The following is a 24645-nucleotide window of genomic DNA, read 5'->3' on the forward strand; positions in this document are numbered from 1 at the left end:
GTTGACCACGCCCCTGATCGAACTCAAGCACATCCGCAAATCCTACGGCGGCGGCGACAGCCCGCAGGTCGACGTGCTGCGCGGCATCGACCTGTCGATCCACGCCGGCGAATTCGTCGCCATCGTCGGCGCGTCCGGCTCCGGCAAGTCGACGCTGATGAATATCCTCGGTTGCCTCGACCGCCCGAGCGAAGGCGACTACCTGTTCGCCGGCGAAAACGTCGCCCACCTGGGCAGCGACGAACTGGCCTGGCTGCGCCGCGAGGCCTTCGGTTTCGTGTTCCAGGGCTACCACCTGATCCCATCGGCATCGGCCCAGGAAAACGTCGAGATGCCGGCGATCTATGCCGGCATCAGTGCCAGCGAACGACATGCCCGCGCCAGCGCCCTGCTCACCCGCCTGGGCCTGGCCGACCGCACCGGCAACCGGCCGCACCAGCTCTCCGGCGGCCAGCAGCAACGGGTGTCCATCGCGCGCGCGTTGATGAACGGTGGGCACATCATCCTCGCCGACGAACCCACCGGCGCCCTCGACAGCCACAGCGGCGCCGAAGTGATGACGCTGCTTGACGAACTGGCGAGCCAGGGCCATGTGGTCATCCTGATCACCCATGACCGCGAAGTGGCCGCGCGAGCCAACCGCATCATCGAGATTCGCGACGGCCTGATCATCAGCGACTCGGCCGAGACCGAGGCCTTTGTGCCCGCCGAAGCGAACAGCGCTGCGCTGCAAGCCGTGGACCTGCGTCAACGCCTGGCTGACGGTGCCGAACACAACGGTGCCTGGAAAGCCGAACTGCTCGACGCGTTGCAAGCGGCTTGGCGCGTGATGTGGATCAACCGCTTTCGTACCGCGCTGACCCTGCTGGGGATCATCATTGGCGTGGCCTCGGTGGTAGTCATGCTCGCCGTGGGTGAAGGCAGCAAGCGCCAGGTGATGGAACAGATGGGCGCCTTCGGCTCCAACATCCTGTATGTCAGCGGCTCGTCACCCAACCCGCGCACGCCCCTGGGCATCATCACCCCCGAGGATGTGGCCGCCCTGGCCACCCTGCCGCAGGTGAAAAAGATCATGCCGGTCAACGGCGCCGAAGCCGGCGTGCGGTTCGGCAACATCGACTACATGGCCTATGTCGGCGGCAATGACACGAATTTCCCGACGATTTTCAACTGGCCAGTGGTCGAGGGCAGCTACTTCACCGAAGCCGACGAGCGCAACGCCGCCACCGTCGCAGTGATCGGCGCACGGGTGCGCGACAAGCTGTTCAAAGGCCTGGTCAACCCCATCGGCCAATACATCCTGATCGAAAACGTGCCGTTCCAGGTGATCGGTGTGCTGCAGGAAAAAGGCTCCAGCTCGGGCAACAAAGACAGCGATGACCGCATCGCCATCCCCTACTCCGCCGCCAGCATTCGCCTGTTCGGCAGCTACAACCCGGAGTACGTGGTGATTGCCGCCGCCGACGCCACCCGCGTTTACGCCGCCGAGCAGGCCATCGACCAGTTGCTCAAGCGCCTGCACCACGGCAAGGACGACTATCACCTGACCAACAACGCCGCGATGATCCAGGCCGAAGCGCGCACGGCCAATACCCTGTCGTTGATGCTCGGTTCGATTGCGGCGATTTCCCTGTTGGTGGGCGGTATCGGCGTGATGAACATCATGTTGATGACCGTGCGTGAACGCACCCGCGAAATCGGTATCCGCATGGCCACCGGCGCCCGTCAGCGCGACATCCTGCGCCAGTTTCTCACCGAGGCGGTGATGCTCTCGGTGGCCGGCGGGCTGTTCGGTATTGCCCTGGCGCTGCTGGTGGGCGGCGTGCTGGTGCTGGCCGACGTGGCGGTGCAGTTCTCCCTGATGGCGGCGCTCGGCGCATTTGGCTGTGCGCTGGTCACCGGTGTCGTATTCGGCTTCATGCCGGCCCGTAAAGCTGCCCGGCTCGATCCGGTTAAGGCGTTGACCAGTGAATAAACCACCCCTCGCACCGCCTTTGGCGCTGCTCAGCCTGTGCCTGTTGCTCACTGCCTGCGCGGGCACTGCGCCCGCCGTCGACAGCGGCATCGCGCCGCCCGCCGCCTGGCAATATGCCGAGCGCGCAGCCAGCCAGGCCACCAACCAGCGCTGGTGGACGCAATTTGGCAGCGCTTCGCTCAACCGCCTGATCGACCAGGCGCGCCGTGACAGTTTCGACGTAGCCGCCGCCATGGCCCGCGTGCGTCAGGCCCAGGCAACGGCGGTAATTGCCGGCGCACCGCTGCTGCCCGAGGTCAAGTTCAACCTCACCGCCAGCCGCGAAAAGCTGTTGCGCGGCAGCGGCAACTCCGACCTGAACGCCACCGAGAGCGACCGAACCGTCAGCAGCTATGACGCCAACCTCAGCGCCAGCTACGAACTCGATTTCTGGGGCGGCCGCGCCGCTGCGCGAGACAGTGCGCTGCACAGCCTGCAAGCCAGCCAGTTCGACCAGGCCAACGTGGAGCTGACCCTGCTCAGCAATGTGGCCGACCGCTACGCACAAACCCTGGCCGCACGCCAACGCCTGCAGATCGCCGAACTGAACCTGGCGAATGCGCGCACTGTGCTCAGGCTGGTGCAAACCCGCTACGACGCCGGTTCCGCCACCGCCCTGGAGCTGGCGCAACAGAAAAGCCTGGTGGCCAGCCAGCAGCGGCAGTTGCCGCTGGTCGAGCAGTTGGCCGAAGATTCGCGGATCACCCTCGCCGCGTTACTCGGCCAGCCGGTGCAGGCACTGGAGCTGGGCAGCGAGCCGTTCCAGGCCCTGACCTGGCCAACCATCGGGCCCGGCGTGCCGAGCCAGTTATTGAGCCGGCGCCCCGACCTCGCCCAGGCCGAGGCACAGCTGGCGGCGGCGCACGCCGACGTGCGTGTGGCCCGTGCAGCGATGCTGCCGGCAGTGACCCTGGGCGCGACCCTCGGCTCAGGCGCGTACAAGGCCGACGATATCCTGCGCAGCCCGTTCTACACCCTGACCTCGGGGCTCGTGGCTCCCATCTTCAACAATGGACGTTTAAGCGCGGAACGCGACAAGGCCCGCGCACGCCAGGATGAGCTGCTGCAAACCTACCGCGGGGCGATCATCAACGGCTTTGCCGACGTGGAAAAAGCCCTCAGCAGCATCACCCGCCTGGACCAGCAACGCCAATGGCAGTCCCAAGAGCTGCAACAGGCCCAGACGGCCTTCCAGATCGCGCAAAGCCGCTACCAGGCCGGTGCCGAGGATTGGCTCACGGTGCTGGAGACCCAACGCAGCCTCTACGCTGCCCAGGACCTGAACGTGCAACTGCGGCTGTCGCGCCTGCAAGCCAGCATTGCGTTGTACAAAGCGCTGGGCGGTGGCTGGGGTAGCGGCATCTGATAAACGAAACTCCAACTTCTTACACGAACCGTTTAATCGCCTTACATTAATTGGCCCAAGGTCCTTGGTAAAAAAGCCGCCTTCACTCGGCGCTCCAGGACCTTTTAATGAAACCCAGCGTTGTTGGAAAATGCCTGGTCTGCCTCGGCGGCTGGCTGTTCGCACCCCTGGCCCTGGCCGACGCCTTGATCGCGCCCACTGCCATTGACTGGCTACTCGACTGCCCTTTCCCGGCGTTTGAACGGTTTGACCCGGAAGTCCTGGCCCGCACCCAATGCGCCTTGGTAACCGTGCCCCGCGACTATGCCGCGCCTGCGCGCGGGCGCATACGCCTGAGCCTGACCCGCATCGGCGCGCGCGACCCGCTCAACCGCGAGGGCGTGGTGTTTATCCAGTCCGGCGAACCCCCTACGGCTAAAAACGCCACCTTTGCCCTGCAACTGGCCGGTCGCTGGGAGTCTTACGCCACCCCGGCCTACCGCACGCTGGTCGACCGCTATGACGTGATCGAACTGAGCAGCCGCGACCCGCGACAGGGCAGCGACGTAGAGCAGGCGGCGCAGGATATGGAGTATGTACGCGGGCAACTGGGCGAGGCCCGGCTCAGCTACGTCGGCAATGCCGATGCGACGCGACTCGGCAACCGCTATGCCACGCTGTTTCCCGAACGCATCGCACGCATGGTGCTGGTCAACGCGGGGCGCGGCGAACCGGTCGCGTCCGGCACCGAGCTGTTGCTGCTCAAGGAATCCGCCCAGGCCAGCGGCGAGGGCTGTGTCACCCGCTGGCTCGGTGAATTTCTGGCGTACGGCAAACAGCCACCACCGACCACACGGTGCCTGGACCGCGGCGACTGGGACTGACCTTTACGTTTACGACCTGTTGATACCAGAAACGACACCCGGCGTTGACGCTGCGGCCCGATCGTTATTAAGTGCTATTTATCCGCATTAATACGATAAATCGAACCCATGCTGAGCCGCCCGCTACGCCGCAAACGCCAGAAGCTTTCCGATGTGATCGTCGAGTCGGTCAAGCGCTCCATCGTCACCGATGCGCTGAAGCCGGGCGACCGCTTGCCCACCGAACGCGAGCTGATGGAAAGCTTCCAGTGCTCCAAGGGCTCGGCCCGTGAAGCGCTCAAGGCACTGGAAGTCGAAGGCCTGGTGAGCACGCGCACCGGCCCCAGCGGCGGCGCCTACCTCAACCAGGCCGGCACCGAGCCCGCCAGCCGCGCCCTGCGCAACTACCTGCACTTCCAGCACCTGGACGGCGAGCAGGTGTACCAGCTGCGCAAGGTCATCGAAGTGGAACTGGCAGTGTCGGTGCTCGGGCGCTTGAGCGAGGACGACTACCGGGCCCTGCAGGACAACGTGGACTTTTGCAGCGCTCCCGAAGACAGCGAAGCCGGCCAGCGCGAACAGCGCCTGGCGGAACTGGAGTTTCACAACCTGCTGGCCAAGGCCTGCCCCAACCCGCTGCTCAGTTTCATGGCGCAGTTTCTCAACGACCTGTTGCGCGACTTGGTGGTGCTGAAAAAAGCCTACAAGCCCAAGCGCAAGCAGTTCGATGCGGCCAACCTGGACTACCACAAGCAATTGCTGCTCGCCTTTCGCGCCGGGGATGAAAGCGCGGTGCGCAGCTTGATGCATGAACACATGTGCGATGCCGAACACCATATGACTGCCCTGGAAGGCCAGGTCAGCCCGCACTTCTTGCTGGAGTTCGATCACTCTTAACCCAAACACCAAAAATCCAATGTGGGAGGGTTCTACACCCCGACTGAGCATCAGCCACTGCAGCTGTGCCTGACCCACCGCTATCGGGGGCAAGCCCCCTCCCACAATGGGTGTGCGTCACCTCAATAAAAAATGCCTGCCCACAGGCCCTTGCTCCACCGTATCGCCCTTGCCGCTCCTGCCAATAACTAAACCAGGGAGTCACCCCATGCAGCGTCGTACGTTATTGAAAGCCAGTCTCACCTTCGCCTCCGCCCTCAGCCTCCCGCTGAGCGTGCGTTCGGCATTCGCCGCCGAGCCCTTTACCTTTTACGGCCTCAAGTCCATGTCCGGCGCCTTTGCCAGCTATGGCAAGTTTGCCGACATGGGGTCGCGCCTGGCGGTGGAACAGCACCCCGAGCTGCTCGGCCGCCCGTTGAACTACAAGGTCATCGACACCGAAGGCAATGCCGGCAAGGCGGTGCGCAAGGTGCAGGAGGCGATCCAGCAGGACGGCGCGCGGTTCTTCCAGGGCTGCACACTGTCCTCCTCCGCCCTGGCGGTGGCCAAGGAAGTGGACAAGGTCGGCGGCGTCTTCATGACCCCGGTGGGCGCCGACGAAGTCACCGGCAAGGACTGCAACAAGGCCACGTTTCGCTGGTCGGTACCCACCTACGGCGCAATCCGCGAAACCCTGGTGCCGCTGATCAAGCTACTGCCGGACGCCAAGCGCTGGTACACCATCACCCCGCAATACGTGTTCGGTGAAGCCTTGCTCGAAGGCGCGAAAAACGTACTCAAGGAGCACGGCCTGGAGCACGTCGGCAACAGCTACCACTCGTTGCAGGAACAGGAATTCTCCGGCTACCTGACCAACGCCATCTCCACCAAGCCCGACGTGCTGGTGCTGCTGAATTTCGGCAGCCAGTCATCCAACACCCTGCGCCAGGCGGTGAATTTCGGCATCAAGGAGCGCATGAAAGTGCTGCTGGTGTGGTCCGCCGGCCTCGACCAGTTCCAGGAACTGGGCAGCGATGTGCTCGAAGGCGTGTACCTGGGCGCACAGTACTGGCACCAGGTCGACACGCCGCTCAACCGCGAGCTGGTCAAGCTGACCCAGGCCAGATACGGCATCAACCCCACCTACCCGCTGGCTGCCGATTACATCAGCACTCGAATCATGCTCGAGACCATCACCGCGACCGGCAGCTTCGACGGGCCAACCGTGGCCAAGGCCATGCAGGGCCTGAGCTATGAAGGCCCGACCGGCAAGGAATCGATCCGCGCCGGCGACCATCAGGTGATCAAGAATTACTACCTGCTGATCGGCAAGGCGGCCAGCGATATGGCCGACAAGGACGACCTGGCCAAGGTGCTCAGCGCCGGCCAGTCCTTCCCGCCGGTGGAAGCCACGGGCTGCACGCTCGCCTGATTCCCTGAACGTTGCACCGGCTTCCTGCTGAGGGCTTGCGCATGCTTAATCTTTACCTGTTCCAGATACTCAATGGCCTGGGGTTGGGAATGATCTACTTCCTGATCGCGGTCGGGCTGACGATCATTTTCGGCCTGCTCAACTTCGTCAACTTCGCCCATGGCGCGTTCTTCCTGCTCGGCGCCTACCTCTGCTACACCGCCGTCAGCCTCACCGGCAACTTCTGGCTGGCGCTGCTGATTGCACCGCTGGTGGTGGCCGCGCTGGCGTGGGTGATCGAGCGCCTGCTGATCCAGCGGATCTACCACTTGCCGCACATGTTCCAGATCCTGGTGACCCTGAGGATCGCGCTGATCATCCAGGAAGCCAGCGTGATGATCTGGGGCCCGGTGGGCAAGAGCGTTGCGGTGCCGGAACTGCTGCGCGGCGTGCTGGTGGTGGGTGACTTCATCTACCCCTACTACCGCCTGTTCCTCATCGTGTTTTCCGCGCTGGTGGGCCTGGGCCTGTGGCTGCTGCTGGAACGCACGCGCTTCGGTGCGCTGGTGCGCGCCGGCAGCGAGAGCACCGAAACCGTGTCGCTGCTGGGCACCAATATTTTCCGCCTGTTCTCCATGACCTTCGCCCTAGGCGTGGCCCTGGCCGGCGTCGCCGGGGTGCTGTTCGCGCCGCTGCGCGGTGCCCAGCCGTTCGTTGGCCCGGAGATTCTCGGTGTGGCGTTCGTGGTGGTGGTGATCGGCGGCATGGGTTCGTTCAGCGGCGCGCTGGTCGGCGGTTTGCTGGTGGGCGTGGTGCAAAGCCTGATGACCACACTCTGGCCCCAGGGCGCGAGCCTGATGATCTACGGCGCGATGGCCGTGGTGATTCTGGTCCGCCCCTACGGCCTGTTCGGGAGAGCCTGACATGAGCGAGAAAAACCCCCTGCCGTTTGCCAAGACCCAATCGCGCGCGATGTTGCTGTGGGTAGTGGCGGTGCTGATCGGCCTGCCGTTGATATTGCCGTCGGCCACCCTGGCCACCGAAATCCTGATCTTTGCCCTGGCCGCGCTGGCCTGCAACCTGCTGCTGGGCTACACCGGGCTGTTGTCGTTCGGCCAAGGCATCTTCTTTGGTGCCGGTGCGTATTGCGCGGCGCTGCTGATGATCCACCTGCAACTGGGCCTGTTCAGCGCGCTGCTCGGCGCGGCCCTGACCGGTGGCTTGCTGGCCTTGCTGGTGGGCGCCCTGGCCATCCGGCGCACCGGTATCTACTTCGTGATGCTCACCTTGGCGTTCAGCCAGATGGCCTACTTCGTCGCCTACACCCTGAGCGACTGGACCGGCGGCGACAACGGCCTGCTCAGCGTGCCGCGCCCGGAGATCCGCATCGGTGACACCGTACTGCTGTCGCTGGCCGACGCCCGCGCCTTCTACGGCTTTGTCGCGGTGCTGTTCCTGCTGATCTTTATCGGCGCGCGCCGGGTGATCGCCTCGCCGTTCGGCAGCACCCTGATGGCGATCCGCGAAAACGAAACCCGCGCTTCGGCCATCGGCTACGACACGCGTCACTTCAAGATCCTGGCGTTTGTGTTGTCCGGCGCGGTCACCGGCATTGCCGGGGCGCTGTACGCCATGCTGCTGCACTTTGTGCCGCTGTCGAACATCGACCTGGCGATGTCCGAGAACATCCTGATCATGACCATCGTCGGTGGCACCGGCTCGTTGTTCGGCTCGTTGCTGGGCGCCGGTTCCATCGTGCTGCTGGGGGATTTCCTGTCGGACCTGTGGCCGCGCTGGCTGATGCTGCTGGGGGTGATTCTGATCCTGGTGGTGATCTTTATGCGAGGCGGCTTGTGGGGCGGCCTGTCGACACTGTTCGAACGTGTGCGCGGCAGCCGCAAGGCGGATGTCGTGACCAAGGAGAAGCTGCTATGAGCACCCTGCTGGAAACCAAGAACCTGGAACTGGCCTACGGCGCGTTCCATGCGGTCAACGGCGTCAACCTCAAGGTCGAAGCCGGCACCATCCACACCATCATCGGCCCCAACGGCGCGGGCAAGACCAGCCTGTTCCATTGCCTCACCGGTGAGCGCCAGGCCACCGCCGGCGCGATCCACTTCGACGGCAAAAACCTGATGCGCAAACCCGCCCACGGCCGCGTGGGCCTGGGCATGGCGCGCTCGTTCCAGCTCACCAGCCTGTTCCAGAACCTCAGCGTGCGTGAAAACCTGCGCCTGGCCGCGCAGGGCCGTGACGGCGCGCGCGCCCTGAATTTCTGGCGCCGCGTGGACAGCAAGCGCGAGCACCTGGAGATGGCCGACCAGGTGCTGGAACGCCTGCAACTCACCGCCCGCGCCGAGACCCTGGCCGGCGAGTTGTCCCACGGCCAGCAGCGCGTGCTGGAAGTGGGCATGTCGATCTGTTCCAGGCCCAAACTGCTGATGCTCGACGAGCCCACCTCGGGCATGGGCATCGATGACATTCCGATCATGACCCAACTGATCAGCGACCTGGGCCGCGACCACACGGTGCTGCTGATCGAACACAACATGAGCATCGTCATGTCCATCAGCCAACGCATCACCGTGATGAGCCACGGGCAGATTCTGGTGGAAGGCACGCCGGAGTTCGTGCGTGCCGATGAACGTGTGCGCACGGCTTACCTTGGGGAGGCGGCGTGATGCTGATCGTCGAAAACATTCATTCCTACTACGACAAAAGCCATGTGCTCGAAGGCGTGTCATTGACCGTCAATCCCGGTGAACTGGTGACGCTGCTGGGCCGTAACGGCGCCGGCAAGACCACCACCTTGCGCAGCATCCTGGGCATCATCTGCCCGCGCCAGGGCCAGATCCACTTCAACGGGCAGGCGCTGGTGGGGCAGAAGATTTTTGAAATCGCGCGCCAGGGCCTGGCGCTGGTCCCGGAAAACCGCGGGATTTTCCGCCTGCTCAGCGTCGAGGAAAACCTGCGCATCGCCGTGCGCAAGAGCAGCCGCTGGCAGCTGGAAGACGTGTACGCCATGTTCCCGCGCCTCAAGGAGCGCCGCAGGAACGCCGGGCACGCGCTCTCCGGCGGCGAGCAACAGATGCTCGCCATCGCCCGCGCCCTGCTCAACGATCCCAAGCTGCTGATCCTCGATGAGCCCACCGAAGGCCTGGCGCCGGTGATCGTCGACGAGTTGGTGAAGATCCTGCGCAAGGTCAAGGACGACGGCCTGCCCGTGCTGCTGGTGGAACAGAACCTGATGGTCTGCGACAAGCTCGCCGACCGTCATTACGTACTCGAACAGGGCCGCGTGGTGTACGAAGGCAGCGCTGCGGATTTCCGCGCCGACCCGAGCATCAAGAACCGCTACCTGGCCCTGAGTGCCTGACCGGAGAATACCCATGAACAGCTTTGCGCAACCGCTAAAGAGCAACGCCCCGCTGATCGACCGCGACCGCCTGTGGCAATCCCTGATGGACCTGGCCAAGCTCGGCGCCACGGCCAAAGGCGGCGTGTGCCGCCTGGCCCTGACCGACCTCGACCGCCAGGCCCGTGACCTGTTCGTGCAGTGGTGCGAGGCCGCCGGCTGCAGTGTGACGGTGGACGCCATCGGCAATATCTTTGCCCGCCGCGCCGGGCGCAACAGCGCCCTGCCCCCGGTGATGACCGGCAGCCATATCGACACCCAGCCCACCGGTGGCAAGTTCGATGGCTGCTACGGGGTGATGGCCGGCCTGGAAGTGATCCGCACCCTGAATGACCTGAACATCCAAACCGAGGCGCCGATTGAAGTGGTGGTGTGGACCAACGAAGAAGGTTCGCGTTTTCCGCCGTGCATGATGGGTTCCGGGGTATTCGCCGGTAAGTTCGACCTGCAGGACACCCTCGATAAACAGGACGAGCACGGCCTGTCGGTGGGCGCGGAATTGCAGCGCATCGGTTATGCCGGTTCCCGCGCTGTGTCGGGCCACTTGGTAGGCGCGTATTTCGAAGCGCATATCGAACAGGGCCCGGTGCTGGAAGACCAGGCCATCACCATCGGCGTGGTGATGGGTTGCCTGGGCCAGAAATGGTTCGACCTGACCCTCACCGGCGTCGAAGCCCACGCAGGCCCGACGCCGATGCACCTGCGCAAGGACGCCCTGGTGGGCGCCGCCGAGGTGGTCAGCGCGGTCAACCGCATCGCCCATCAGCAGCAACCGCACGCCTGCGGCACCGTCGGTTGCCTGAGCCTGCACCCCGGCTCGCGCAATGTGATTCCAGGCCAGGTGCACATGACGATCGACCTGCGCCACCTGCACGCAGACAAGCTGCAGGCCATGGTCGACGAAGTGCGCAGCGTGATCCAAACCAGCGCCGCCCGGCACGGCCTCACGTATGAACTGACCCCCACCGCCGACTTCCCGCCCCTGGACTTCAATCCCATCTGTGTGAACGCCGTGCGCGACGGCGCCAGCGCACTGGGCTTGAGCCATATGGATATCGTCAGCGGCGCTGGGCATGACGCGATCTTCGTCGCCGAACTCGGCCCGGCCGGGATGATCTTTGTGCCGTGCGAAGGCGGCATCAGCCATAACGAAATCGAAAACGCCGCGCCGGATGACCTGGCGGCGGGCTGCGCGGTGTTGCTGCGTGCCATGGTCAATGCGGCGCAGGGAGTTGAGCCATGAGCGAGATCGGCCAACTGACAGCGGTGCAACTGCTGCAGCATTTTCGCGACAAGCGCTTGTCGCCGGTGGAAGTCACCGAAGATGCACTGTTGCGTATCGAGCGCTACAACCCGGTGGTGAACGCCTATTGCCATGTGGACCCGGAAGGCGCGTTGAACGCGGCGCGCGCCGCCGAACAGCGCTGGCTCAAGGGCCAGCCCTGCGGCGCGCTGGACGGCGTGCCGGCATCGATCAAGGACCTGACGTTGACGGCCGGCATGCCCACCCGCAAGGGATCGCGCACCACCACCTCCGACGGGCCGTGGGACGTCGACGCGCCGTTCACGGCGTTCATGCGCAAGGCCGGCGCGGTGTTGCTGGGCAAGACCACCACCCCGGAGTTCGGCTGGAAAGGCGTCACCGACAACCCGCTGTACGGCATCACGCGTAACCCCTGGGACACACGCACCACGGCGGGCGGTTCATCCGGCGGCGCCGCTGCGGCGGCGGCGCTGAACCTGGGCGTGCTGCACCAGGGCAGCGACGCGGGCGGCTCGATCCGGATTCCCTGTGCATTCACCGGCACCTTCGGCATCAAGCCGACCTTCGGTTATGTGCCGCAATGGCCGGCAAGCTCCATGACGATTCTGTCGCACCTGGGCCCGATGACGCGCACCGTGGAAGACAGCGTGTTGATGCTGCAGGCCGTGGCGCAGCCGGACGCGCGGGACGGGCTGATCGGTGCACCGAGGGCCACGCCATGGCTGACGCCGGGCACCGACCTGAAAGGATTGCGTATCGCCTACAGCCCCACCTTGGGTTACGTGCAGGTCGACCCTCAAGTGGCCAAGGTGGTCGCCGCCGCCGTCGATGGCCTGGCGCAGTTGGGGGCCCACGTCGAGCAGATCGACCCGGGCTTCAGTGATCCGCTGGAGGTATTCAGCACCTTGTGGGCCGCTGGCGCTGCGCGCTTGACGCGCGGCATGAGCGACGCGCAGAAGCAGCTGCTCGATCCGGGTTTGCTGCGCATTGCACAACAGGGCGAGCGTTTGAGCCTGGATGATTTCAACGCGGCCCTGGAAGCACGTGCGGCGCTGGTGGCCCGGATGGCGGCGTTCCATGAGCATTACGACGTGCTGGTGTCACCGATGATGCCGATCACCGCGTTCGCGGCCGGGCACGACGTACCGCCGGGTTCCGGCCTGCAGGCATGGACGCAATGGACGCCGTTCACCTACCCCTTCAACCTCACCCAGCAACCCGCCGCGTCGGTACCCTGCGGGCTGGCGGCGAATGGTTTGCCGGTGGGGTTGCACGTGGTGGCGGCGCGGTTTGCCGATGAGCAGGTGTTGCGGGTGTGCCAAGCCTATGCAAGGGCGTTCCCCACCGAACACCTGCAAGCCCCGATCACCAGAACACTGTAGATCAAATGTGGGAGGAGGCTTGCCCCCGATAGCAGTGGTTCAGTCAGCTCATCTGTCACTGACCCACCGCCATCGGGAGCAAGCCCCCTCCCACAGTTTCGACCGCATTCCACTACAATGCCCTCCATTCATTCCCGGGGGCTTCATGGACATCGAACTGGCACGCACCTTCCTCGAAATCACCCGCTGCGGCAGCCTGGCCGCGGCGGCGGAGAAACTGCACGTCACCCAGACCGCCATCACCGCACGGGTCAAAAACCTGGAAAACCAGTTGGGCAGTACGCTGTTCGTGCGCAACCGCGCCGGGGCCAGGCTGACCGCCGATGGCGAGGCCTTCGTGGTGTACGCCAACCAGTTGCTGCAAACCTGGGAAGCTGCCCGGCGTGACCTGCCGTTGCCCGATGGCTATCGCAACGTGCTGCATATCGGCGGTGAAGTCAGCCTGTGCAACCCGCTGATGCTCGGCTGGGCCAAGGCGCTGCGCGAGCGGATTCCGGGCCATGCGCTGCGCACGGAAGTGCGTGAAGGCGAGTACCTGCTGCGCCAGCTGGAGTTGGGTGTGCTCGACGCCGCGCTGGTGTTCCAGCCGCAGTACTGGCCGGGGTTGCAGGTGGAGCAGGTGCTGGAAGAAAAACTGATCCTGGTGCAACTGGCGAGCAAGCCCGAGCCCTACGTGTATATCGACTGGGGCCCGGGCTTTCGCCAGCAGCACGACGCCGCCCTGCCCGACCGGGCACGCGCCGCCGTGAGTTTCAACCTGGGGCCGCTGGCGTTGCAGTACATCCTGGAGAACGGCGGCGCCGGTTATTTCCGCACGCGGGTGGTGCAGAGCTACCTGGACAGCGGCGTGATGCAGCGGGTGGCCAAGGCGCCGGAATTCAGCTTCCCGACCTACCTGGTGTACGCGCGGGCGCGGGATTCGGCGGTGCTGCAGCAGGCGCTGACGCTGTTGCGCGAGGTGGTCCGGGCCGAGGGCGACTGGTCGCAACGCTGGGACCCGCTGATTTGAATCACCCTGCGCCTGCGCGCGTGCTAGCCTGCGGGTGTTCCCTTTCGCAGCCTTACCGATGAACAAGAAAAAGTCCGTCACCATCAGCGACATCGCCAAGCGGGTGGGCATGACCACCATCACCGTGTCCCGCGCGCTGAGCAAACCTGACCTGGTCAAGCCCGCCACCCTGGCGCGCATCCTGGAAGTGGCGCGTGAGCTGGACTACGTGCCCAACGCCTTTGCACGCGGGCTCAAGCGCAGTGAAAGCCTGATCATCGGGGTGATCACCGCGTCGGTGGACAACCCGTTCTACAGCGAAATGATCAAGGCGATTTCCCGCGAAGCGAAAAAGCACGGCTACACCATCATGCTGGTGGACACCGATGAACTGGAGGAACTGGAAAGCAAGGCCGTCGATACCCTGCTGGGGTATCGCGTGGCGGGGATCATCCTGTCGCCGGTCTCCGACGAGCCGAGCTACCAGCCCGACTATCTGGAACGCCTGGGCAATGGCAAGACACCGGTGGTGCTGCTTGATCGCACGATTCACGACAGCCCGTTCAGCCGCGTGGTACTCGACAACTACCACAGTGGCATCCAGGCCGCGCACTACCTGCTACGCCAAACCCCGGACCTCAAGCGCCTGCTGGTGCTGACCGGCCCCGAGCATTCGCGCATCACCGTGGAACGCCTCAAGGGCCTGCGCGAAGTACTGGCCGAGCATCCCCAGGTGCAGGTCGAAGTGCAGGCCGGGGACTACACGTTGATGCCGTCCTACCTGCACACCCTCGACTACCTCGCCGCGCACTCGGCGCCGGACGCGATCATGGGCTTCAATCAGTTGATCACCCTCGGCGCCCTGCGCGCCTTGCGCATGCACAACATCGCCCACGACAGCCTGACCATCTGCGGCATCGACCGCCTGCCCTTCGCCGATATTTTCGGCGTGCCGATTGCCTGTGTGGCCCACGACGCCTCGCTGGCCGGCAGCAGCGCGGTGCGCCTGCTGCTCGATCGCTTGCAGGACCCGCACAAGCCACGGGACAAGGTGGTCATCGCCGGGCAACTGGAGAACGGCTAGCGACTGGTGTAGCCGCCATCGATGGGCAGGCTCACACCGCTGATCATGCTTGCGGCATCGCTGAGCAGGAACAGCACGGGCAACGCCACCTCCACGGTCTGCGCAAAACGGCCCAGCGGAATCGCCGCCAGCGCCGGATCGCGCTTGGCCGGATCAGACCAGGCCATGGTCGCCATGGGCGTCAGCGTGACGGTGGGGTTGACGCTGTTGACGCGAATGCCGAAGCGGCCCCATTCAGCGCATTGCACGCGGGTGATCGCATCGAGCGCGGCCTTGGAGGCGCAGTAGCCCAGGTGATCGTCCAGGGCCACCAGCGACGCCTGGCTGGACACGTTGACGATACTGCCGCCCAGGCCGGCCTCGATCATTTTCGCCGCCACGCGACTGGCCACTTGCGCAGCGGCGCGGGCATTGACGTGCATCACTTGGTCGAAGGCCTCGGCGCTGATGGCGGCGGCCGGTTCCAGGCGGGAAATACCGGCGCAGTTGACCAGGCCGTGCAGCGGCGGCAGTTCGTTTAGGGCGGTGTCGAGGGCGCGGCTGTCGGCAATGTCCAGGCACAGAGTGCGGCACCCCAATTGCGCGAGCGCCTGCGCGTCACGCCCCAGGGCAAACACCTCGGCGCCGCTGAGCATGAGCTGGCGAGCGATTTCGCGACCGATCCCACTGCTCGCGCCGGTGACAAGGATGCGTTGGCCGGTGAAGTCAAAGGTGGCATGCATAAATAAAATTCCCGAAACAATGATGATCACTGTGGGAGGGGGGCTTGCCCCCGATGAAGGCGTATCCGCCAATGCAGCTGTGACTGGCCCACCGCCATCGGGGGCAAGCCCCCTCCCACATTTTTGAACTGGGTTGGGTCAGGTGGTTTGCAGGTTGTGCATGATCGACGTTGGCTGCATAAATAAAATTCCCGCAACGATGAAGATCCCCTGTGGGAGGGGGCTTGCCCCCGATGAGGGCATGTCAGCCAACGCAGCTGTGACTGGCCCACCGCCATCGGGGGCAAGCCCCCTCCCACAGGGGTCAGGTGGCCTGCAGGTTGTGCATGATCGGTTTCAGGGCCGGGTAGAGCTTCAGGTATTCGCTGAAGGCGTGATCGTAGATCACGACGTTCTCGCGCTTGGGCTGCGCTCGCAGCGCCAACTGCACCCAACCCTTGTCCATCTCTGCATCACTCACCAGCCCTACCGTGTGCGCCGCCAGCAAGGCGGCACCGAGCGCCGCTTCGACTTCCTGGACAATGGTGTACACCGGATAGCGCGTTACATCCGCGATGATCTGCATCCACACATCCGAATGGCTCGCACCACCCACCACAATCAAGCGCGGGTCAAGGGAGTGCGCGCCCTGGGTGCCGGCCTCGATGTTGTGGCGCAGGGCAAAGCTCACCCCTTCGAGCACGGCGCGGTACAGGTGCAGGCGCGTGTGGTACAGGTTCAGCCCGACAAAACTGCCGCTGGCGCGGTCGTCCCAGACCGGGCTGCGCTCGCCCATCAGGTACGGCAGGAACAACAGCCCCTCGCTGCCTGCGGGAATATCCATCGCGCTGCGCTCCAGCAGCACCAGGCTGTCCTGGCCGCTGGCCTTGGCCTGTTGCTCCTCGGCCTGGCAGAACTGTTCGCGAAACCAGCTCACCGACGCCCCCGCGGTGATCGCGCCGCCGAAAATGTACAGGTCGCGATGGCCGTTGTAGACATGGGGCATGCTCACCAACCCATGGCGCGCATCCACCTGCTGGTTGAGGTAGCCCCAGCACATGCTGGTGCCGATCATCGCCACATGGTTGCCCGGTTGCGTGACGCCCGCCGCCAGGGTCGCCATCGCCGCATCCACACCGCCGGCGAGGATCGGCGTGCCCGCCTGCAAGCCCAGGCGGTCGGCCCAGTCTTGCAGCAGACCGCCCACCACTTCGCCGGAATACACCAACCGCTCAGGCATCATCGATGGCGGGATGCCCAGTGCCTCGAGCATCTCGCCGGACCAGTTGCGCGCGGCCACATCGTAGACACCGCCGATATTGCCGGCACTGCTATGGTCCACCGCCAGCGCGCCGGTCAGGCACCAGTTGATATAGCTGTTGGGCGGCAGCAGGTAGCGCGTGTTCGCCCACACCTCGGGCCGGTGCTGCTTGAGCCAGAGCATCTTGGTGAAGCCGTAGTAACTGTCCACCGAGTTACCGGTGACGGCGAACAGTCGGTCAAGGTCCACCTGCTCGCGCACCCATTGCACCTGCTCGCCGGCCCGCCGGTCCATCCAGATCAGGCACGGATGCAGCGGTGTGATCTGCGCATCCACCGCGATCCCCGAGCCGCCATACAGGCTACTGATGCACAGCGCCTTGACCTGCGTCCTCTCCACCCCTGCCTTGGCCATGCACTGCGCCACACAGGCCTCGACCGCCTCCAGCCAGACCTGCGGCCATTGCTCGGCCCAGCGCACTTTCGGCGTATCCACGCGATACCCCTGGCTGTGCTGGGCGATGATCGTGCCGCGGGCATCCACCAGCAGCGCCTTGGTGCTCTGGGTTCCTATGTCGACCCCCATCACGTAGTTCATGGTCAAAGCACCGGCTTGAGCAAGACCTTGATCGACTTCGTGGAGTTCGCCAGCTCGAAGGCTTCGGCAAAGTCATCCAGCGGGAAGTCATGGGTCACGATGCCTTGGGACGTGACCAGGCCGCGCTCGAACAGGTCGATGGCAATCGGGTAGCAATACGGGCCGAGGTGGGCGCCGCGCACGTCCAGCTCCTTGCGGTCGCCGATAATCGACCAGTCCACGCTGGTCTCGGCACCGAACACGCTGAACTCGACGAAACGCCCGAGCTTGCGGATCAGGTCCAGGCCCTGGGTGACGCCGGCCGGTACGCCGGTGGTCTCGATGTACACGTCGCAGCCGTAGTTGTCGGTCAGCTCGTTGATGATCGCGCGGGCGTTGTCGCGGGACGGGTTGATCACCACATCGGCGCCGAACTTCTTCGCCAATTCCAGCCGCTCGTCGACCATGTCGATCACCACCAGTTTCTTCGGCGTCTTCAGCGCCGCCACTTGCACCATACACAGGCCCAGGGTGCCGGCGCCGGCAATCACCACCACGTCATCGAGCTGGATATCGCCACGGTTGACCGTGTGGATCGAGCAGGCCATCGGCTCGACCAGGGCCGAATCTTCCAGGGACACCGACTCGGGAATCTTGTGCACGATGGCGGTCTTGGGAATGCGCATGTACTGCGCCATACCGCCCTCGGCCACTTCGCGCTGGAAGCCGAAGATGTTGTGCACTTCGCACATCCAGTACTTGCCCGACTTGCAGAAACGGCACTTGGCGCAGGGCACGATCTGCTCGGCGATCACCTTGTCACCCACCGCCACTTCGAAGTGCTCCCCGGCGCCCTCGCCCGCCTCCACCACATAGCCAAAAAACTCGTGGCCCGGCACGACCGGCGCCTTGACCCAGGGATTGTCGCCGCCCCAGAACATCGCAGCGCCAGAGTGGCACTTGCAGTCGCTGGCGCAGATGCCGCACGCGGCGATGCGGATCACCAGTTCATTGGCGCGCGCCTGCGGCCGGCCGATGCGCTCCAGGCGATAGTCTTTCGGGCCGTGGCAGACGACGGCTTGCATGTGAGTGTGCTTGTCCATGGTGTTCGGTCCTGTGTGGATAGGTGTTTATCGATGGCGCTGACGGCTGATAAAGATCGCCAGCAAAATGATCCCGCCCTTGATCACGCTCTGGACGTATGGCGATACGCCGAGCATGTTCAAGCCATTGTTCAATACGCCCAGGAGCATGGCGCCCAGCAGTGTGCCGACGATGACGCCGCGCCCGCCGGCAATCGACGCACCGCCCAGTACCACGGCGGCAATCGCGTCCAGCTCGAACGACACGCCGGCATTCGGCTGGCCGCTCATCAAGCGTGAAGTCAGCACCAGCCCGGCAATCGCGGCGGTGAGGCCGCTGATGCCGTACACCAGCAGCTTGAAGCGCGCCGCGCGCACCCCGGACAAGCGCACCGCCTCTTCATTGCCGCCGATGGCGTAGATGTAGCGGCCGATGCGCGTGTGCTGCAGCAGCACATAGGCGGCCAGATAGGTGAGCAACATGATCAGGATCGGCACCTGCATGCCGAAAACGCTGGCGCGGCCGAAGAAGGCGAACCACTCCGGCAGCCCGGAAATCGGGTAGCCGTCGGTGTACATCAGCCCCAGGCCACGAGCGATGCCCATGGTCGCCAGGGTCACGATGATCGGCGGCATATGCAGGTAGGCCACGAACAGGCCATTGCCGATGCCGAAGGCCACGCCTACCAGCATCCCCGCGCCGATGGCCAGGCCTGGCGGCACGCCGGCGACCATCAAGCCGGCCGTGAGCGTGCCGGACAACGCCATCACCGGCCCCACCGACAAGTCGATGCCGCCGGTGAGGATCACGCAGGTCATGCCCACCGCGATAATCGCGTTGATCGACACCTGGCGAGCGATGTTCGACAGGTTGCTGGCGGTGAGAAAGGTGTCGCTGGCCAGGATCATCACCAGGGTCACCACCACCAGCCCCACGAAGGGATAAAACGCCGGCGAGCGCAGCAGCTGCGCCAGGTTCAGGCGCAACCGGCTACCGGCTGCGGTGTTAATGGACGTATTCACTTGAGCCCCCTGTTGCATGGCGCATGACCTCTTGAGGATTGACGGCGGACGCTTCCAGGACCTTGACGATCGCGCCCTTGTGGAACACCGCGACGCGGTCGCACATGCCGATGACTTCCGGCAGTTCGGAGGAAATCATGATGATCGCGTAGCCCTGTTCGGTGAGGCTGCGCATCAGCGCGTAGATCTGTGCCTTGGCGCCGACGTCGATGCCACGGGTGGGCTCGTCGAACACCAGCACGTCGCAGTGGTGGTTGATCCAGCGGGCGATCACGACTTTCTGCTGGTTGCCGCCGCTGAGGTTCAATACCCGGCTTTGCGCACTGGGCGCCTTGATCGACAGCTGGCGCATCAGTGCTTCGACGCTGGCGCACTCCCTGGCCTTGTCGATCAGCCCGCTGGCGTTCTGGTATTTGCGCAGGTTGTTCAACGAGATGTTTTCGCGAATGCTGAAGTCGGTGATCAGCCCTTCGCTCTTGCGGCTTTCGGGCAACAGGCCGATGCCATGGGCGAGCGCCTGGGCCGGGTCGTCGAGGCTGACCTTTTCACCGCGCAGCCACACCTCTTTGCTCACCGAGGGCAGCGCGCCCATCATGCCCAGTGCCAGTTCGGTACGGCCGGAACCGACGAGGCCGGCGAAGCCGAGGATTTCACCCTTGTGCAGGTTGAAGCGGTTATGCGGGCCGTCACGCACCAGCTGGATGTCCTTGACCTCCAGCAGCAACGGCCCGCGTTCAGTGGTGGGCTTGGGCGGGAAACTGCATGCCAGGCGGCGGCCTACCATCATTTCGACCAAGCGGTCGATATCGCTGTCGGCCACATCGGTGACGCCCACATTGGCGCCGTCGCGCAGCACGCTGATGCGGTCGCACACCTGGAAAATTTCCTCCAGATGGTGCGAGATAAAGATCACCGCCACGCCCTGACGCTTAAGCTCGCGCATGATCTGGAACAGCAGCTCGGCTTCGCTGGGGGTCAGGGTGGCGGTGGGTTCATCGAGCACCAGCAGGCGCGCATCCAGGGCCAGGGCCTTGGCGATTTCGACGAACTGCTGCTCGGCCACGCTCAGGTGCCTGACCGCGCAATCGAGGTTGATCGACACGCCAAGGCGCTTGAACAGCGCCTCGCTGGCCTCGCGCATCTCGCGTTTGCGCAACAGCCCGAAGCGGTTGCTCAGCTCATGGCCCAGGAAGATATTTTCCACCGCCGTGAGGTAGGGGATCAGGCTGAACTCCTGGAACACGATGCCGATGCCGGCCGCGATCGCATCCCGGTAGGTTGCAAATTGCCGGGCCTGGCCGTCGATCAGGATCTGCCCTTCGTCCTGATGCTCGACGCCGCCGAGGATCTTCATCAGGGTCGATTTGCCCGCGCCATTTTCCCCCAGCAACGCGTGTATTTCGCCGCGTTCCACTTGCAGGTTGATGGACGTGAGGGCCTGCACCCCCGGGTAACGCTTGGAGATATTTTCCAGCTTCAGAAGACTGCTCATACCGCCGACCTCACACTCGGAAGGACAACCCAAGCCCCACGGCGAGCGTGGGGCACAGGCGATTTACCAGCTGAAGTCCTTGGCCTTGGCCTGGTCGACCAAGGTGATGTCCACCGGCAGCGTGGCGGGGACTTGCGAGCCCCACTTCTTGGCCAGGGCGATGCCCAGGGCCAGGCGGATCTGGTCGCGGGGGTATTGGGCCGAGGTGGCGATGAACTTGCTGCCGGGTTTCTGGATCGCCTTGATCGCTTCCGGCGCACCGTCGACGCTGACCAGCTTCACGTCCAGGCCGCTGGCTTCGATGGCCGACAACGCACCGAGTGAGCCGTTGTCGTTCACGCTGAAAATGCCTTTGAGGGTGGGCTGGGCCTGCAACATGTTTTCGGTGACGGTCAGCGCCTGGTCACGTTCCTGCTTGCCGTTCTGGATGCTGACAATCTTGATGTCCGGGTGCTTGGCCACCGCCTCCTTGCAGCCGCGCACGCGCTCCAGGATCGGTACCACGGCGATGCCATCGAGGATCGCGATGTTGCCTTTGTCGCCAATGTGTTTGGCCAGGTATTCACAGGCCTGGAAACCGGCGTCGTAGTTTTTCGAGCCTACAAAGGAGTCCAGCGGGCCATCGGCCTGGGCGTCCACCGCCACCACGACCACACCCGCGGCATGGGCGGACTTGACCGCCGATTGCACACCGACCGAATCGGTCGGGTTGATCAGCAGGATATCGATGCCTTTTTGCAGCATGTCTTCAACGTCGCTGACTTGCTTGGACACGTCATGGCGGGCGTCGGTGATGATCAGTTTCGCACCGATACTCGCGCCGGCTTCTTCCAGGGCGTTTTTCATGGTGACGAAATAGGGGTTGTTGATTTCCTGGAACGAGGCGCCGATGCGGATCGGTTTGGCGGCGTCGGCAAATACAGGGGAAGCGCTGCCCAAGGTGATGCTGGCAGCCAATAAACACAGGGTTTTCGGGAGCATTTTCATGGCGTGGGTCTCTGTTTTGTTTTTATTTTTAGAGCAAATGTTATCGATAACATTTTGTCAGAAGCTAACAAGTAAATCAGAGCTGCGCAAGCCACCGCTGGTCGGTCGCGGTCAAAAAATGTGGGAGGGGGCTTGCTCCCGATAGCAGTGGTTCAGTCAGTTCATCTGTCACTGACTCACCGCCATCGGGGGCAAGCCCCCTCCCACATTTGTAGCGTGCCGCCTGCGAATCATGAGTGCGCCGCAAAAAAAAGGAGCAGCCTCTGCAGGCTGCCCCTTCTGTTTCACATCACACTGTCAGTGGATGATGTCCTGGGTGCAGATATGCCCCAGGCTGACGTACTGCACGTTGTCACCGCCGACACCGACTCCCGGGAACTCGGCCAGCTCGATGCGCCAGCCACCCTCGTTGTAAGTGGTTCTCCACGTGTACGGCACACCGGTGCTGCTGTCGTTGATCACCGTGGTGTAATCACCGAAGCAAGTGCCGATATTGGCCGTGGCCTCGGACACGCCCGCGCTGTTGGTGGTCGCCTTGTAATCGACCCAGCGGTAGTTCAGATCGACGAAGTGGTTATCCACGCGCAACACCGGGGTGACGCCCAGCAACGGCGCACCGGTGGAATCCGACCACTGGGTCGACCAATTCAACAGCCGCGCGGTTTGCGTAGCCAACCACACCTCCGTTACCCGCACGATGTTGTCGCCCTTCACGCTGCTCGCGTTCAGGCGCGGCGTGGAGCCCAGGCTCAACTGGTAGTACTTGCTCGGGTCCTGAGCCACTGCCGGGTTGGCCCGTACACGCACCTTCACCGTGGTGCCCGGCGCGACGCTCGGGTAGGTCGAGGTGGAGCCGGCCGGCACGGTGATCCAATTGGCACCATCGAAGCGGTCGAAAATCCACTGGTTACGGCTGCCGTTCTCGTCGCCCGCCAGGTACAGGCTCACGCTTTGGCCACGTACCGCCTTGAAGTCGAAGTAATCAACATCACTTGCGCTGTCGAGGTTACCGCTGACTTTGTTCATCGAGTCCGGCAATACGAATGCTGTTTGCGCGCTATCGTTGGGCTCGAACGCGTCAATGTTGCTGTCCACCGCCACACCAAAACTGAACTGCGCGTTATCGGCGACCTTGGCCACCATGTACCAGTAATAATCACCGGCCGGCAGTACACCGTTGAGGTATTCATCAGCATTGCCTGCGGCATCCGCAGACCCCACCACACTCAGGTTGCCCTGGCCGTCATCCTGAAACAGGGTCAGCGACATATCCGCCCCTGCGCTCTGGTTGACCAGTTGTACCTGCACCCGCGCGTTTTGCGGCAGGTTGAAATGGTAGGCGAACTCGTTGCCGGCCTGCACCGCATCGATGGTGTAGAGCGTGTTGATATCCAGGGTAGGAAACAGCGGTTCAAACGCCGCAGCGGCCGCGCTTTTCGAAGCGCTCTGCGCCGGTTTTTTCAGCTCGCTGACCACGCTGTCGAACGGCGCGGACTTGATGGCTTGGGTCACGGCCCTGGATTGACCGCTCTTGGCCGCCAGGAGTTTGTGCTTGAGCGCGGACGAAACCTTCGCCGCGTCCAGCTTGCCACCGGATTTGAGCGCTTTGTCCACGGCCTGTTTGACCGCTGTGGCACTGAGGGCTCGAGGGGTTTGATCAGCGAGGGCGAAGGCCGAAACGAAGCAGGAGGCCATCATGGCCGCACCTAGCATAAGGGCTTTTTTCGATTTCATTTTTTATCCATCCATAGTTAAAAAATTGAAGCTCAGGTAACCGGTGACATCCGGTCACCTGGGATGGAATGTAGGATAGTACTGTTTTTATGTACAGTATTTTCTGAAACTTTTTAGTTAAGAAGTCGCAGCAACGAGAAGTAACCTGTGGCGAGGGAGCTTGCTCCCGCTGGGCCGCGAAGCGGCCCCAAAGAATAGGCCTGCTATGCAGTCCAGCGGGAGCAAGCTCCCTCGCCACAGGTACAGTTTCGCCTTGACTGACTGGCATCAGGGCTTGCCCCCTCCCCCACTCGAGGCGTGCGGCCTTGCCGAATTCGCATATTGCCCGGTGGCCACTAAGCTCAATTTCAAATAACAAACAGTGAGCATCCCTCCAATGCCCCACCCGACCAACACCTTCCGCGCCCGCTACCGCACCCACGTGAGCGCGTATTACAACCCCTGGCTCCACGCCGCATTCGTCATCGGCTACGGCAGTGTCTGCATCGCGCTGGCCTGGTCCTCCACCGCGCACATCACGGCGCTCGAGTGGCTGACCGTGCCGCTGACTCTGCTGTTCTTCAACCTCTGCATCTACCTGGTGCACCGCCACCTCGGCCACCACAAACACGCTTTCGCCCGGATCTTCTACGCCCGCCACACCGGCGACCACCACAGCTTCTTCACCCCCGGCCACATGACGTTCGACAGCCCCGCGGACTGGCGCGTGATCCTGTTTCCCGCCTGGCTGATCGTGCTGCACAGCCTGGCGATCACCCTCCCCGCCTGGTGGCTGCTCAGTCAATTGAACGCCAATGCCGCCGGGCTATTCGCCGGCTGCATGATTCTCGGCTACCTGCTCTATGAAGTGTTCCACGCATGTGAACACTTGCCCGCCGAGCACCCGGTGGCGCGCCTGCCGTGGATACGCCAGATGCATCACCTGCACGCGTTGCATCACCGCCGCGAGCTGATGCAGGGGCGCAATTTCAATATCGTGCTGCCGCTGATGGATTATCTGTTTGGCACGCTGCATTGGGAGCCGCGTGAGTGCGCGGCACAGAAAGAGGGAAGCTCGTAGAGGGTGCCTACACAGCGGACACAGTCCCGAGAGGGTCAAAAATGCGCTTGGGCGTTACCTACAGAGCCAAAGAAGAGCGCCTGCAGA

21 protein-coding genes are annotated in these 24645 nt (G+C 63.8%); 14 read left to right on the forward strand and 7 right to left on the reverse strand.

All coding sequences use genetic code 11. The annotated features are described in order from the left end of the window. The first annotated feature begins 1 nt into the window (after position 1). The 13 genes from C4J94_RS17140 to C4J94_RS17200 all read left to right on the forward strand — a co-directional run bounded on the left by C4J94_RS17140 (position 2) and on the right by C4J94_RS17200 (position 14642). Complete coding sequence (locus tag C4J94_RS17140; protein WP_124387262.1) at positions 2–1975, forward strand: MacB family efflux pump subunit; 1974 nt, start codon at positions 2–4, stop codon at positions 1973–1975. Then, positions 1968–3380, forward strand: a complete 1413-nt coding sequence (locus tag C4J94_RS17145; protein ID WP_124387263.1) for an efflux transporter outer membrane subunit — start codon at positions 1968–1970, stop codon at positions 3378–3380. Before C4J94_RS17140 ends, C4J94_RS17145 begins: the two co-directional genes overlap by 8 nt. Positions 3381–3487: 107 nt before the next feature. Continuing rightward, positions 3488–4243, forward strand: a complete 756-nt coding sequence (locus tag C4J94_RS17150) for an alpha/beta fold hydrolase (protein WP_124387264.1) — start codon at positions 3488–3490, stop codon at positions 4241–4243. Between the two features lie 108 nt (positions 4244–4351). Further along, positions 4352–5119, forward strand: coding sequence for a FadR/GntR family transcriptional regulator (locus C4J94_RS17155; protein WP_124387265.1), 768 nt, complete (start codon positions 4352–4354; stop codon positions 5117–5119). A 208-nt stretch (positions 5120–5327) separates the two neighbouring features. Continuing rightward, on the forward strand, positions 5328–6530 hold the full coding sequence (locus tag C4J94_RS17160) for an ABC transporter substrate-binding protein (protein WP_124387266.1): 1203 nt from the start codon (positions 5328–5330) through the stop codon (positions 6528–6530). A 41-nt stretch (positions 6531–6571) separates the two neighbouring features. Further along, positions 6572–7432 (forward strand): branched-chain amino acid ABC transporter permease, encoded by an 861-nt coding sequence (locus C4J94_RS17165; RefSeq protein WP_124387267.1) that lies wholly within the window; start codon positions 6572–6574, stop codon positions 7430–7432. Position 7433: 1 nt separating this feature from the next. Continuing rightward, positions 7434–8444 carry a branched-chain amino acid ABC transporter permease gene (locus C4J94_RS17170; protein WP_124387268.1) on the forward strand — a complete coding sequence of 337 codons (1011 nt, stop codon included), beginning with the start codon at positions 7434–7436 and terminating at the stop codon, positions 8442–8444. Beyond that, complete coding sequence (locus tag C4J94_RS17175) at positions 8441–9190, forward strand: ABC transporter ATP-binding protein (RefSeq protein WP_124387269.1); 750 nt, start codon at positions 8441–8443, stop codon at positions 9188–9190. Before C4J94_RS17170 ends, C4J94_RS17175 begins: the two co-directional genes overlap by 4 nt. Continuing rightward, a complete protein-coding gene (locus C4J94_RS17180) occupies positions 9190–9885 on the forward strand; it encodes an ABC transporter ATP-binding protein (protein ID WP_124387270.1) in 696 nt (231 codons plus the stop codon). The genes C4J94_RS17175 and C4J94_RS17180 overlap by 1 nt, the downstream gene beginning before the upstream one ends. Positions 9886–9898: 13 nt before the next feature. Beyond that, a complete protein-coding gene (locus tag C4J94_RS17185) occupies positions 9899–11167 on the forward strand; it encodes a Zn-dependent hydrolase (protein WP_124387271.1) in 1269 nt (422 codons plus the stop codon). Continuing rightward, entirely contained in the window at positions 11164–12570 is a 1407-nt protein-coding gene (locus C4J94_RS17190) for an amidase (protein WP_124387272.1), read from the forward strand. The genes C4J94_RS17185 and C4J94_RS17190 overlap by 4 nt, the downstream gene beginning before the upstream one ends. A 145-nt stretch (positions 12571–12715) precedes the next feature. Beyond that, positions 12716–13579, forward strand: coding sequence for a LysR family transcriptional regulator (locus tag C4J94_RS17195; protein ID WP_124387273.1), 864 nt, complete (start codon positions 12716–12718; stop codon positions 13577–13579). A 58-nt stretch (positions 13580–13637) separates the two neighbouring features. After that, positions 13638–14642, forward strand: a complete 1005-nt coding sequence (locus C4J94_RS17200; RefSeq protein WP_124387274.1) for a LacI family DNA-binding transcriptional regulator — start codon at positions 13638–13640, stop codon at positions 14640–14642. On the opposite strand, the gene C4J94_RS17205 is transcribed toward C4J94_RS17200, so the two are convergent. The 7 genes from C4J94_RS17205 to C4J94_RS17235 form a co-directional block, all read right to left on the reverse strand. Then, positions 14639–15364, reverse strand: a complete 726-nt coding sequence (locus tag C4J94_RS17205; RefSeq protein WP_124387275.1) for an SDR family oxidoreductase — start codon at positions 15362–15364, stop codon at positions 14639–14641. The genes C4J94_RS17200 and C4J94_RS17205 overlap by 4 nt on opposite strands. Before the next feature lie 304 nt (positions 15365–15668). Continuing rightward, on the reverse strand, positions 15669–17201 hold the full coding sequence (locus C4J94_RS17210; protein ID WP_124387276.1) for an FGGY-family carbohydrate kinase: 1533 nt from the start codon (positions 17199–17201) through the stop codon (positions 15669–15671). 2 nt (positions 17202–17203) lie between these two features. Continuing rightward, a complete protein-coding gene (locus tag C4J94_RS17215; protein ID WP_124387277.1) occupies positions 17204–18283 on the reverse strand; it encodes an alcohol dehydrogenase catalytic domain-containing protein in 1080 nt (359 codons plus the stop codon). A gap of 27 nt (positions 18284–18310) precedes the next feature. After that, entirely contained in the window at positions 18311–19303 is a 993-nt protein-coding gene (locus C4J94_RS17220; RefSeq protein ID WP_124387278.1) for an ABC transporter permease, read from the reverse strand. Beyond that, complete coding sequence (locus tag C4J94_RS17225) at positions 19269–20777, reverse strand: sugar ABC transporter ATP-binding protein (protein ID WP_124387279.1); 1509 nt, start codon at positions 20775–20777, stop codon at positions 19269–19271. The genes C4J94_RS17220 and C4J94_RS17225 overlap by 35 nt, the downstream gene beginning before the upstream one ends. Before the next feature lie 63 nt (positions 20778–20840). After that, a complete protein-coding gene (locus C4J94_RS17230) occupies positions 20841–21764 on the reverse strand; it encodes a substrate-binding domain-containing protein (RefSeq protein WP_124387280.1) in 924 nt (307 codons plus the stop codon). Between the two features lie 297 nt (positions 21765–22061). Further along, positions 22062–23498: a hypothetical protein gene (locus C4J94_RS17235; protein WP_124387281.1), complete on the reverse strand. Its 1437-nt coding sequence runs from the start codon at positions 23496–23498 to the stop codon at positions 22062–22064. Between the two features lie 376 nt (positions 23499–23874). Here C4J94_RS17235 and C4J94_RS17240 point away from each other — a divergent pair, with 376 nt between their 5' ends. Next, on the forward strand, positions 23875–24558 hold the full coding sequence (locus C4J94_RS17240) for a sterol desaturase family protein (RefSeq protein WP_124387282.1): 684 nt from the start codon (positions 23875–23877) through the stop codon (positions 24556–24558). Positions 24559–24645: the final 87 nt, after the last annotated feature.

This window comes from Pseudomonas sp. R5-89-07, from assembly GCF_003851685.1.
GTDB lineage: Bacteria > Pseudomonadota > Gammaproteobacteria > Pseudomonadales > Pseudomonadaceae > Aquipseudomonas.

Excerpts from the sequence above, each read along its gene's own strand:
- C4J94_RS17195 (WP_124387273.1), top strand. The coding sequence starts at position 12,716 with ATGGACATCGAACTGGCACGCACCTTCCTCGAAATCACCCGCTGCGGC.
- C4J94_RS17150 (WP_124387264.1), top strand. The coding sequence starts at position 3,488 with ATGAAACCCAGCGTTGTTGGAAAATGCCTGGTCTGCCTCGGCGGCTGG.
- C4J94_RS17205 (WP_124387275.1), bottom strand. The coding sequence starts at position 15,364 with ATGCATGCCACCTTTGACTTCACCGGCCAACGCATCCTTGTCACCGGC.
- C4J94_RS17210 (WP_124387276.1), bottom strand. The coding sequence starts at position 17,201 with ATGAACTACGTGATGGGGGTCGACATAGGAACCCAGAGCACCAAGGCG.
- C4J94_RS17155 (WP_124387265.1), top strand. The coding sequence starts at position 4,352 with ATGCTGAGCCGCCCGCTACGCCGCAAACGCCAGAAGCTTTCCGATGTG.
- C4J94_RS17235 (WP_124387281.1), bottom strand. The coding sequence starts at position 23,498 with ATGAAATCGAAAAAAGCCCTTATGCTAGGTGCGGCCATGATGGCCTCC.
- C4J94_RS17180 (WP_124387270.1), top strand. The coding sequence starts at position 9,190 with ATGCTGATCGTCGAAAACATTCATTCCTACTACGACAAAAGCCATGTG.
- C4J94_RS17225 (WP_124387279.1), bottom strand. The coding sequence starts at position 20,777 with ATGAGCAGTCTTCTGAAGCTGGAAAATATCTCCAAGCGTTACCCGGGG.
- C4J94_RS17160 (WP_124387266.1), top strand. The coding sequence starts at position 5,328 with ATGCAGCGTCGTACGTTATTGAAAGCCAGTCTCACCTTCGCCTCCGCC.
- C4J94_RS17200 (WP_124387274.1), top strand. The coding sequence starts at position 13,638 with ATGAACAAGAAAAAGTCCGTCACCATCAGCGACATCGCCAAGCGGGTG.
- C4J94_RS17175 (WP_124387269.1), top strand. The coding sequence starts at position 8,441 with ATGAGCACCCTGCTGGAAACCAAGAACCTGGAACTGGCCTACGGCGCG.
- C4J94_RS17220 (WP_124387278.1), bottom strand. The coding sequence starts at position 19,303 with ATGCAACAGGGGGCTCAAGTGAATACGTCCATTAACACCGCAGCCGGT.
- C4J94_RS17215 (WP_124387277.1), bottom strand. The coding sequence starts at position 18,283 with ATGGACAAGCACACTCACATGCAAGCCGTCGTCTGCCACGGCCCGAAA.
- C4J94_RS17165 (WP_124387267.1), top strand. The coding sequence starts at position 6,572 with ATGCTTAATCTTTACCTGTTCCAGATACTCAATGGCCTGGGGTTGGGA.
- C4J94_RS17190 (WP_124387272.1), top strand. The coding sequence starts at position 11,164 with ATGAGCGAGATCGGCCAACTGACAGCGGTGCAACTGCTGCAGCATTTT.
- C4J94_RS17240 (WP_124387282.1), top strand. The coding sequence starts at position 23,875 with ATGCCCCACCCGACCAACACCTTCCGCGCCCGCTACCGCACCCACGTG.
- C4J94_RS17170 (WP_124387268.1), top strand. The coding sequence starts at position 7,434 with ATGAGCGAGAAAAACCCCCTGCCGTTTGCCAAGACCCAATCGCGCGCG.
- C4J94_RS17185 (WP_124387271.1), top strand. The coding sequence starts at position 9,899 with ATGAACAGCTTTGCGCAACCGCTAAAGAGCAACGCCCCGCTGATCGAC.
- C4J94_RS17230 (WP_124387280.1), bottom strand. The coding sequence starts at position 21,764 with ATGAAAATGCTCCCGAAAACCCTGTGTTTATTGGCTGCCAGCATCACC.